At 34.6% G+C, this 945-nt stretch carries 1 protein-coding gene; it reads right to left on the bottom strand.

Features of this window, described 5'->3' with window-relative positions:
* Positions 1-945 (bottom strand): APC family permease (locus VU18_RS17680; protein ID WP_152668851.1); only part of this gene is annotated, 945 nt, incomplete at both ends.

The following is a 945-nucleotide window of genomic DNA, read 5'->3' as shown; positions in this document are numbered from 1 at the left end:
TTTATTTGTTGCGCAAAACTTACCTTCTCAGTAGGAACCCATTTTTTAAAGAATAAATAAATAATAAACATAACTATTTGAGAACCAAGCAACCATGAAATCGTTTTCCAACCGGACCAGTATACTATTAATGAAGCAATAATAAATGAAAGCGGACCTAAAATAGACATCCCTTTTAAGTAAAATGGACGAGGAAGGTCTGGTGCATTACGTCGAAAAGCTGCTGCTGAGATTGGAGCGAATGCATAACTTAATACTAAAGCTGCCGAAACAACACTGATTAAAGATTCCCATGATGGAAACGGGAGAGTCCAGAAGACTGATAGAATAAATGATAACCAAACAGCAGGACGCGGAATTCCTGATTTTGGTTCAACTTTGGTAAAGACCTTAAATAATGTTCCACTACGAGCCCATCCATATACTACACGTGGAGTTGTAGACATATAGATGTTACCTGTTCCGCTTGGAGAAATAATTGCATCAGAAACAATCAAAAATACTAGCCAATTTAGTCCAAGAACTGTAGCAATATCTTTAAATGGAAGGCTAAACTCTTTGTCGATTCCTGACCATCCATTTTCCAGCATATTTGTTGGTATACTACCAAGAAATGACACCTGTAAAAGAACATATACAATCGTAGATAAAACTACAGACAATATTAATGCTATTGGTATTGTACGTTGAGGATTTTTAGCCTCACTTGCGACTGAAACAATTGGTGTCAAACCTAAATATGCAAAAATAACCCCACCTACAGAAATAGCCGATTCTATTCCAAACATTCCGAATGGCGCAAATCCGTCTACAGAAAAATTTGCTGATTTTAAGTGCATCAATAAAACAATGATGGTTATAGAAGGTACAAAGAATTTAAATATGGTTATAATTGTATTTGATTTTGCAAATGTTTTAATACTCCAATAATTCAATATAAAAAAA

It is taken from the genome of Geobacillus sp. ZGt-1 (assembly GCF_001026865.1).
Taxonomy (GTDB): domain Bacteria; phylum Bacillota; class Bacilli; order Bacillales; family Anoxybacillaceae; genus Geobacillus; species Geobacillus thermoleovorans.
Note: the sequence above shows the minus strand (reverse complement) of the source record. Positions and strands in the feature narration are given on the sequence as shown.